The sequence below is a fragment of the Bartonella tribocorum genome (genome assembly GCF_002778015.1).
Classification (GTDB): Bacteria; Pseudomonadota; Alphaproteobacteria; order Rhizobiales; family Rhizobiaceae; genus Bartonella; species Bartonella tribocorum_B.
Window position 1 is genome coordinate 1 of the sequence record NZ_NJPP01000044.1, and the last position, 10,181, is coordinate 10,181.

The window sequence follows — 10,181 nt, forward strand, 5'->3', positions numbered from 1 at the left end:
GCCATCATCTTAACCGGTGAAAGCAATCAGAGGGTGATGGGGCAAGATGCTGGAGAAATCATTGGCTCTCTCAACCGCAATACCGCAGCAGCCCACCAAGCTGTCGCACCAATAGACGCCACATCGCTTGAGGGAGCAGTGCATAATCGCTTAGACATGATCAATGATTTATCTGATGAAGGATTGGGATACTTTGATAAAATTTATAAAATCACAAATGTCAAAGACCACCCAGTGGGTGAGGTTGCGTATGATGAAAATGGCAATACCCTCTATTTAACTGATGAAAATGGAGAGTATATGAAAGACAGTGATGGAAAAAATATTGTTTTGTATCACTTTTTAAATCCAGAGGAAGAAGATCATTTACAAAAAGGCCCTGACGGTGCTGTTTATATGTTCTACAATGGCATTTTTAATTCACCAGATGATGCAGCGGGTAATGCTGTTCAAATGTCTGATAATAAAAAAGGACCCCTTTATTTTACATACTTCCCCCAAGCTGACGATATGCTAGTAGAATTAGGGATAGCGTTTTATCAGAAGTTTTTTGAAGGGAGCACTGGGGGGGTGACCAATTCGACGAAGAAATTCCAAGATTTTCTCTTGCGTTATGGCAATGATGGGGCGATTGTTAGTGCGCATAGCCGTGGTACCCTAACAGTGCTCAATGGAGAGAATAACTTGAAAGATGATGGTATCCACGGTATAGCTAAGAAAACAGATATCTATCTTGTTGGAGCGGCTGCTCACCTGCAATCGATAGCTAATAGATTAGATTATCTAAGCGATGGCGAAAAGAAATATGTCTACGTACAAAGCCATATATTAGAYCCCATTAGTACAGTGATTGGTTACAATCGACCTACTGCTTATAAGGTACCCTTGAAGTTCCCCTATGTATTATTTCTACCAGCCACTCCAATGATAGAGCAAGGGAAAGCGATCATTGGCCATAATCCTAGCACCACCCATAAGTGTTATGGTGATGCAAGTCGTAAGTGTAAAACTAATTATGGTTCATTTGGTTTTAAAAAACTTTATTCAACGATAACAGGAAACAAAAAATGAAAATATTATTTAATTTATTAAGCCTGCTCATTTTATTAACGGTCACTGGATGTGACATTGAAAATATTGACAAACCTCCTCCAGGAGAAGTAGCAGGGTGGAAGAAGCCAGGAGCAGATTTTACAGAAGTAGGAAAAGCATTATTAGAATGTGGCATGCCGCATCTTAATTATCTTGAGAATGAAGTTCAAAAGCTAAGCAACAATGAGAATGCAACCATTGATGCTTGTATGATCCAAGCAGGATTTCGTGATAAAGGGAGAGCTAACTGGTGTTCTCCTTTTACCGGTAGAGACCTTCCTATTTGCCAACCTGGCGCTGTCATCCCACAGAGAAGTGTCAAGAAGCGCTTAAACAGCCCTTTTTGTAAAAGGCGTACCGGATCTTAATAAGGTTGTTGCGCTAGATTTGAATCAATTCGCCAGTATTGAAATTTGTATGGGGCAATCAGGTTTTCGCCCTAGCTTTACAATACAAGAATGGTGTGAGAACCATAAATCGGACAATCTTCCCATATGTCGTCCTGGTGCTGTCATGCCTCAGCGAAGTGTTGAGAAGCGCTTAAAYAGCCYTTTTTGTAAAAGRAGTCCARTACAACCTGAATGCCAACCTTAAGTATTGTTRTTTGTGGAAAGTACAATYYYCACATTCRTGKGTTCCCATGCTTGTGTGGGATTGTTCCCTCAACTAACTATCCCAACGCTATTTATCTATGGAGATTACAAATGTAGACGCAACAATTGATAAAATATCTATTTTAATAGTAATTTTGCCTTATTTTTATACAATATTAAACGGAAAATCATTAAGAAAGATAAAGGGTAACATGTAAATAATTTATAGATTTTTTGTAATATCGAAATCATTCAAGGATGGGAAAATGAGGCAGAGTTTGAAGTTATTAAGTGGGATAGCCCTATTTTTTATGGCTGGATGTTATCCAGAACAGCCTTCTAAGACAATTGTAGATGCGTGGGAAAAGCCCGGTGCAGATCAACTTGAAATCAAAAAAGCTCTGTTGGAATGTGGAGTGCAGTATCTTGATGGTCGTCTTAATATAGACAAAACTCTCGAAGAGAAATTCAATGCAGAGGAGTCTGAGAGTGTATGCATGAGACAAGCAGGTTTCCAAGAGAAATGGGAAATGGTGAAGTGGTGTGAGAAATATGAAAATCTTCCAATTTGTCAGCCTGATGCTGTTATCCCTAAGCGAAGTGTGGAAAGGCGTTTGAATAGTCCTCATTGTGAAGAGCATAAAGAACAACCTGAATGTCAACCTTAAGTATTGAGATTGCTGTAGTCAAAAATCCTTAACATTCTTGTTTTTGCATAGGAGTCTGGATTGTTTTTTCAATGTTTATATGCTAATAAGAGGAACCTTATATACGATAAATATTAGCAGCTTATCAATCTTTGCTATCGTAAATATTGAGGGGGGGAGAAATGAAAAAAATATTGAAATTATTGAGTGCTATAGTTTTACTAAGCTCTGCTGGGTGTGTCAGCAAACCTCCTCCATCTACCTTAGCATTATGGGAAAAGCCCGGTGTTAATAAGTCTATAGTCCAACAAGCACTGTCAAAATGTGGTTGGAAACCAATCTACGCTTCTTCTGAAAATATGGATTCGCGTGTAAGTGAGTTTGCAGCAGTTTATGAATGCATGACTAAAGCGGGTTATCGATACAAATTACAAGATTCAAAGGGAATTTATTTTTCATTAACGCCGCGGAGTGATTCATTTTTAGTTAACTTAATGGTAGCAGGGTATCAGCAGGTTATGGACAACGACACTTTTGGTGTAACTAATTCGACAAAACAAGAGCGAGATTTGATGTTGCGACTTGAGAACGATAAAAAACGCCAAAAAATAAAAAAAGCTTTGAAAAAATGAAATATTTATCTTTAAAGCAATAATTGAATGAAAAATATTATGGAGAAAAGAGAGAGAAGTACAGCTCTTTTCCCTCTTGGTAGAGTGGTATTCATCAGCTCTGATATTGTAATAGTGTTATCGCTAGATGGTGATATCTGGAAATATTTAGAAATTTATTCAATATAAAAAGGGGATCCAAATCGCTTAACTAAAATATCTGCTTTAACGATGAGAAGTAGATTGCTTTCATAGAACTAATTTTGATGCTTTTCAATTTTAAGATAGTGAATGTTTCGCTTTATTTTAGTTTTTATCTGAAGATTCAAAATGTTATGCAAGTGGTTTTCAGGTAAAGAGCTTTTCATTTTATGATCTGTTTTGAGATGATATTTTTAAAATATTTCATTAATGTCGTTTGACAGTAGGTTTTGCATTATGTGGGAACAGGTAGGATTAGTTAGAAATACGTGGTTATTTGTTGTTTTTATGCACAATTTTTACCATTAAATGCGTAAATGCACGTTTTATAAAAATAGATTTTAACACCTAAAATTGGAAAATAACGCGAAAAATGCTAAAAATTACGATTTTGTAGCAAGAATGAGAAAAGGCTTTGGAAAGGTTTTTGAAAGTCCTTTGAGCCCCCCTTTAAAAACCCTTCAAAAAAATAAATTGATGCAAAAATTGCTATCAAATTATGCAAAATCCGATGACAAGCTACAATTGATTCATTCAAACCCATTGATAGTGTATTAAGAGAAATTTTGTTTGTTTATTTAATTTTTTTGCTAGATAGCTGGCACCTTTAATGTAGGCTTTTTTTACATTTAGCTTATATTTCAGTAAGTTTTTCTTCGGGGTTTTGTTGTGGTTGAAGAAATGATGCGGTTATAAATTTTACGATATCTCGTTGTGTAATGTTTGTATCAGCATATTTGGGTCATTTTAATCTTAAAAATTATTCTCATTTTGTTTTATTTTATTTTTGGGAAATGAGATAAATTGAAGATTATATCTTTTCAAAATCCATATTTCTCCGTGTCTTTTTTGAGACTAAATTTTCTGGCGCTTTATATTACAGTTCTCAGCATTTAGTAGAGGGATGAGTCTTTAAAAAGCTTTTCATCCTTAGTGATATTTAAATTTTTTGTTCTTTCTTTACATAAAATACAAAGCATATTATAAGGCAATATATTTTTTACAAAAACAATAAAATATCTTTATTTATTTAATTCTTATTGTGCTTAATTTTCAGTTTATTGTTTTGCCAGCATTTTTTATTTTTGTTAAAAAAGAAAGTTTTGAAAAGCAATGATCATCAAGGTATTTAGTAATTGCTTGTATTTATGCGTTTTTACAGTAGCTATTTTTTCTTTTTTGTTAAACATAAATGTTGAGGCGCATTCTCGCTCATTTGCATCACAATCGTGTAATGAAAATAAATTACCTTATGAATGCAGTGATGGTGCAAAGCATACAATTAGTGATAAAAGATATACGTTCACGGCACCTGTTAAATCAAAAAATGAGAAGGGGGAGAGACTCGCTTTGCCTGCTGCTATAGGGGCAAAGGAGAAAAATACAGTTATTCAGGCAATGCGTATAGAGGTTGAAGCACCTGCAGGTATAAAAGATATTTATGGTGTTGTTGTATCACGAGGAGGAAAAATTGTCTTGAGCGATTCAGCTTTTAAAAATGTGCCAATAGGTTTTAAAGCGGATGGTGGAGTAATTGAGGCTAATCGTGGAACAATTGAAGCGTCTCAGGTTGCTGCTTATGCAGAGAATGGAGGAGCATCTGTGACATTAACGAATACAAAAATTAAAGTGGAAGGTCAGGGTATTGGTCAAGAGAGTGCTCTTTTCGTTAGGACTGGTGCAAATATTCAGATGAAAGGAGGTTTTATTGATGTGAATGATGCCGCTGCGCTTTATGTGGGGAGAGGGGGGCGTGCAACTTTAGATAATGTTACCATTACTTCAAAGGGCCAAAAAACAAAAAATAGAGAAAATACAAATGAAAAAATTGCACATACAGTTTTAAATTTAAAACAGCAGGGTTCTCTTGATTTAAAAAATACGAATATTGTTTCTACGGATGTTCATGTTTTAACAGTTGGACAAGATTTTAACACTCAATCTGGGGGCGGTTTGGAAGAAAATATTTTAATTTCGCGGGTTAATATTGAAGATTCAACAATTAAGGCAACAGGTAATAAACATGGTGTGCATTTTGAAATGGGAGAGGAAAATAATGTATACAAACAGGGATTTGTTTTTTTGAAAAAGACAGTTTTTGAGATTCCAGCTGGAACAGCTATTCATAGTCATAACAGTCAGAGTTATATTGGGGTCACAGAAGGTACAAAAATTTATGGTGATTTATTACTAACAGCTGAAAAAGGAGGGACTGTAGCGATTTTGGCTGATGCTTCTTCATTGATAGGAGGAACGCGTGTTGACGAGGATTCTATTGCTGAGCTTTATTTGACAAGAGGATCAAAGTGGTTTTTGACGAGAAGAAGAGAGATAGATTCGCACGTTACAAATCGTACAAGTTCGTTTATTTCATTTGTAAAACTTTCTGATAGTTTTATTGCTTTTGAAACTCCAATGTTTCAAGAATATCAGACACTTTATGTTGGGAAGGGAGAAAAAGAAGTTTATACTGCGCAAGATAGAGTGGATATTTATCTCAATACACATCTCAGGAGTGATGGTTTGCTCGATCATAAAAAAACTGATCGGCTTTTGATCCAGGGTGATGTTTCTGGAAAAACGACAGTTTATGTGCAATTTATTGTAGAAGATCAGGGTAAGATAGAAGAAACGGGCGAAAATGCTCATAGTATTTCACTTATTCAGGTTTCTGGAAAAGCAGCAGAGGATTCTTTTCAGTTAGATCGTGCTTATATTGCATTAGAGGGATTGCCTTACCAATATTATCTTCATGCATATGGTCCTGCTTCTTCATTTGGACCAGCACAAACTTCTCATAGATTGGTTGAAGGAGAGGGAGATTTTTGGGATTTCCGCCTTGAGAGTAAATATATTCAGCCTGCTTTAGGGATGTCTGTTATTCCTCATTCTGAGTTAAAGATCAGGGAAGTTGTTCCACAAGTACCGACCTATCTTCTCATACAAAATGCTTTGTTTCATGTGGGGATCATGGATATTAGTCATCAACAAAAGCAGTTGCAAGCTACGCGATCTATTCCTCGTAACTTATTAAAAATTGAAAGAAATTTTGCTTTAGCTGTTCATGGTTCCGGTGGAAGTTATCGTTATGTGTCAGATCTTTCTGCACTTGAATATGGGTACGATGGTAATGTTGATTATAAAACGATAGAAACAGACATTTTACTCAAAACGATAGAGAGGGCACATGGTCGTGCATTTTGGGGAATTATGGGAACCTATGGAAAGCTTTCCTTACAACCTCGTGATGTGGAACAAAGTCAAAAGAGTTCATTTAATAAATGGTCATTTACGGCATACGGTAGTGTGGAACACAATACTGGTTTTTATGTAGACGGTCTCTTATCTTATGGTTTTTTTAAAGGGGATGTTCTTACTCATGCTTGGGGTAAGACGGCGACATTAAAAGCAAATCCTCTGAATGTTTCGTTGTCTGCTGGTAAAGTGTTTATGACAGGAAATGAGAGTCTTATTTTTGATCCGCAGATTCAGCTTATTTATCAATATCTTCAATTTGATAAGTTCCGTGATATTGATGGGTTTGATGTTGAGATGAAAAAAGGAAATCAATGGTTGATGCGTATTGGAGGGGCTTTAAGTAAAACATTTACGGCATCTGAAAAGGATTGGATAATTTCTTTTAAGGGCAATATTCATTTTGCACATTGTTTTGGTAAAACACAATTTGTTCATCTAAAAGATGTTTTCCAGTTAGGCGCTTTTGGTTCTTCTTTAGAAACAGGTTTGGGTGTTAATGCGCAATTTTCCTCTAAAGTTACACTTTACAGTGACCTTAGCTACCAGCATAAGCTAACCAAGGCAGGTTTTTCTGGAGTGCGTTTTTCGGGTGGATTGCGTTATCATTTTTAATAAATTTTTTGTCTCGTTGATAAGGGGCTCAGTGCTTCGAAGAAAATTTGTCAATGCAACTCTAAATCTGTTTGTGTTGTTTTGGCTGCAAATATATGAGATGCATTTGTTATCAGCTTTTTAAAATAGCAGCATTGTTGTTCTATATGCTGTAAAATACTGTTGTTTGAGGGGACTGATATTAAGTATAAAAGGCAAGAGGATATTGATTTGTGATTGGGGGATTTTACTGTTAAGAAAATATGGATAATGCGTAAAATGCATCGCTTCATATTTTTGTGATGCGCATTTTTCTACTTTATATTCTGTAAGTAGCATTTTAAAAACATGTGAGTGCGTGTAAATACCTTTCTTTTAGATGGGGAGTGGGCAAGGTTATGGGTAAATTATTACTATCGAATTCAATATATCTAGTTTTTAAATTGGGATAATTTTTTTAAAAAACTGTTCTAGCAGTGGTTTTTGAATATATGAATAAGACCATTGTTTTGTTTGTTAAGCAGATAAGAAATATAATTCTTAAATCAGAGTGGGGTTGGTAAGATCTTTTTCCTTCTTTGAGGCGTGGAGAGAAGAGGTTGTTCATGTCAAAAAAGCAGATTATAGCTTTCTCAATCTTTTAGATTTTGAAATATGCATCTTTAGTAAAAAAGTGTTTGCAAAATTTTAGAAAATCGCCTTGTGATTTCGTCTGTATCGATGGAATTTATATCAACGTTGAGACTGAGTGGAAATATCTTGATTAGGTTATTGATCAACATGGTGCTTCCATAGAATGCTTAAGGTATCATCAAGCCATTTATGATAATCGCACGCTTCTTGATCTGAGGCATGAACAGAGAAAATAAAACCAGGATATCCACCAAATGCTGGTGGAGGTGGTGAGATATGATCAGGTTCAAAGAAAATTATAGTTCTGGCGGTTTGAGGATGCTGTGCAACCTTCTCTAGACCTGAAAATTCGCAGAAGCGTCCATAACCATGAAGAGGAATAATGTAATTTGCAGCCACTTTTTCAGCAGTGAGTACATCGGGAAGGTTTGGGGTTTGTTCAGCTAAAGCCGCTTTCATACAGAGTTTTGCAAATGAAACCCCTGTTCCTTGTTCCACAATAAAATGGGAGACACCCGATCCACCTATACGAGCGCCGATCTCAATGATATAAGGTAAATTATGAGCATCGAGGCGTAGTTCTACATGGGCAGCACCCATGTTTATACCAAGAGCTTTTAACACCAGAGCATGCAACCTCACATAAAGCAACAATTAAAGGATCATCTATATCACAGCGTTGACGATAAATTGTTTCCTCAAACCATGGTCCTTCAGGTTGTCCTTTGTCGCCAACGGCTAAAACATGCACACCTGCTGTATCAACAAAACATTCTACGACAAATTCTTTTCCTGGCAAATACTGTTCTACGATTAAACCTATAGATTTATTTTTATCATTAAAACGTGCCATGTCTTTATGCTGAACATTCCATACGGCTTTAATGAGATCCGGAAGTTCGGCAGAATTTTTAGCTAACATTACGCCTGTACTAGCCCATCCAGAGACGGGTTTAATGACGAGAGGATAATCCAAGGCTTGTATTTGTGAGAGCTCTTCTGGATTGTCTATATAAAGAAATTTTGGTGTTTTTAAGCCTGCTTTAGTAAAAGCTTGACGCATGAGATATTTATTTCTGGTTAATGCTGCTACTTCTGGTGCAATACTTGGAGTGTTGATTTTTTTTGCAGCCAAAGCTGTCCATAGAATTGCTTCTTCGCGAAGGGTCATAACCCCAGCAATATTGCGTTCTTTTACGCCTTTTGCAAAAGCATCTAGAGCTGCTTCTGGGTTATCAAAGACAGGAAGTTGCCAAGTTGAAGTTACTGCTGCGGGGTGTTGAGTAGGAGCGCTTTCAGCGGTATCATAGATCATTACTAATTCGATATTAGCGGCTTGTGCTGCTTCAAATATAAAGGGTAGTTTTGCATTGCGTTGGCAAACTAACGCGAGTTTTTTCATTTTGTTTCCTCATTAAATTTGGAATTTTGGGCACGATGTTTCTGTTGCCATCCAGATACCTTTGATGCATCTATAAATAAGAGTGTCATTCCTATAACAGCCATCATCATAGCAATTATTTTGATAATATTGAGAGAGGTGCTTGAGCCGATTATCCATTCACATGCAACGACTGCAAAAGGAGATAATACGCCAATAGTGTTGGCATATAATACGCCTCCCTCAGCTAAAACTTTTTGGTACAAAACGTAAACTGGCGCTGAGCAAACAGTTCCTAAAATCAATATCTTAAATATATCTTCTAAAGTAAGATAGAAGAGTGGAGCAGGATCAAAAATGAATAATGGCATAAATGACGTTGCAGCAATTGTCGTGATCCAAGCTAGTGAGGTGAGCAAAGGTAAATTTTTAAGATAACGTTTAGATAATAAGCCATAAGCAGAGTAAGAAAGTGCTGCTGTTAAAGCAAGAGCTATTCCTATGAGGTTGTAATATCCCCCCTCTGCACTGTCTATATTGAATGCTATAGCAGCTACACTGACAATGATCATACCGATAAGCTTGAACCATGAAAACATAAGACTATTCGTCAGTATCCCTAATATATAGGTAATCCCTGGAATAATGGCGAGAACCATGGTTAAATCACTGGCGTTGAGTGATTTTAATGCACCAAAGCTGCATACAAAGTACAGCGAGAATCCTAATACTGATAGAATGAAAAAAGGAGGTATCATAAAAAGCAATGGTAGGGATCTGAAAATAGCTTTCTCACGAATGGCTGCAATCAACCATAAAGTGACAGCAGTGGCAAACAACCTCAGTCCAACCGCATGCATTACTGGTATATTGCTCACCAAATTTTTAGATAATAACCAACTTATGGAAAACAATGCGAGAATGGCAAATAATTATGTATCACCGTTTCAATGTATAAAAATGGGAATAGCATCAAAGGGATTTTTAGAAGGCAATTGCATTGTTCTCTTCCCAGAATCTGTAGCAACTGCTCAAAAAATTGATAAGCAAGCATTTGCTTTGTTTTTTTTCAGCAAATTCTTTGATATTTACAACGAGCAGACAATTGTGGAAGCTGAACGTTTACTGGGTCGCGATAGTAAATTTCTGTTCGGTCAATTGTATAGCCGTAACT

7 protein-coding genes and 3 pseudogenes are annotated in these 10,181 nt (G+C 36.3%); 7 read left to right on the plus strand and 3 right to left on the minus strand.

Going from position 1 to position 10,181, the window contains the following annotated elements; genetic code table 11:
* The 6 genes and pseudogenes from CEV08_RS08480 to CEV08_RS08505 all read left to right on the plus strand — a co-directional run.
* Positions 1–1,071 (plus strand): annotated as a pseudogene (locus CEV08_RS08480) (hemagglutinin repeat-containing protein); the annotation flags it as partial.
* Positions 1,068–1,460: a hypothetical protein gene (locus CEV08_RS08485; RefSeq protein ID WP_100131191.1), complete on the plus strand. Its 393-nt coding sequence runs from the start codon at positions 1,068–1,070 to the stop codon at positions 1,458–1,460. The pseudogene CEV08_RS08480 and the gene CEV08_RS08485, both read left to right, overlap by 4 nt.
* A pseudogene (locus CEV08_RS10045) lies at positions 1,444–1,686 on the plus strand (hypothetical protein); the annotation flags it as partial. The gene CEV08_RS08485 and the pseudogene CEV08_RS10045, both read left to right, overlap by 17 nt.
* Positions 1,687–1,951: 265 nt before the next feature.
* Positions 1,952–2,353 (plus strand): hypothetical protein, encoded by a 402-nt coding sequence (locus tag CEV08_RS08495; RefSeq protein ID WP_100131192.1) that lies wholly within the window; start codon positions 1,952–1,954, stop codon positions 2,351–2,353.
* 161 nt (positions 2,354–2,514) lie between these two features.
* Positions 2,515–2,964: a hypothetical protein gene (locus tag CEV08_RS08500; protein ID WP_100131193.1), complete on the plus strand. Its 450-nt coding sequence runs from the start codon at positions 2,515–2,517 to the stop codon at positions 2,962–2,964.
* Between the two features lie 1,293 nt (positions 2,965–4,257).
* A complete protein-coding gene (locus CEV08_RS08505) occupies positions 4,258–7,014 on the plus strand; it encodes an autotransporter outer membrane beta-barrel domain-containing protein (protein WP_100131194.1) in 2,757 nt (918 codons plus the stop codon).
* Positions 7,015–7,761: 747 nt separating this feature from the next.
* On the opposite strand, the gene CEV08_RS10050 is transcribed toward CEV08_RS08505, so the two are convergent.
* Genes CEV08_RS10050 through CEV08_RS08515 form a run of 3 tightly spaced genes read right to left on the minus strand, consistent with a single transcriptional unit; the run spans position 7,762 to position 9,885 of the window.
* Positions 7,762–8,226 (minus strand): hypothetical protein, encoded by a 465-nt coding sequence (locus CEV08_RS10050; protein ID WP_245407080.1) that lies wholly within the window; start codon positions 8,224–8,226, stop codon positions 7,762–7,764.
* Positions 8,186–9,028, minus strand: a complete 843-nt coding sequence (locus tag CEV08_RS08510; protein ID WP_245407081.1) for an ATP-grasp domain-containing protein — start codon at positions 9,026–9,028, stop codon at positions 8,186–8,188. The genes CEV08_RS10050 and CEV08_RS08510 overlap by 41 nt, the downstream gene beginning before the upstream one ends.
* Positions 9,025–9,885 (minus strand): DMT family transporter, encoded by an 861-nt coding sequence (locus tag CEV08_RS08515; protein ID WP_348602900.1) that lies wholly within the window; start codon positions 9,883–9,885, stop codon positions 9,025–9,027. Before CEV08_RS08515 ends, CEV08_RS08510 begins: the two co-directional genes overlap by 4 nt.
* Before the next feature lie 43 nt (positions 9,886–9,928).
* On the opposite strand from CEV08_RS08515, the pseudogene CEV08_RS08520 reads away from it, so the two are divergent.
* Positions 9,929–10,181, plus strand: a pseudogene (locus CEV08_RS08520) (DUF6421 family protein); the annotation flags it as partial.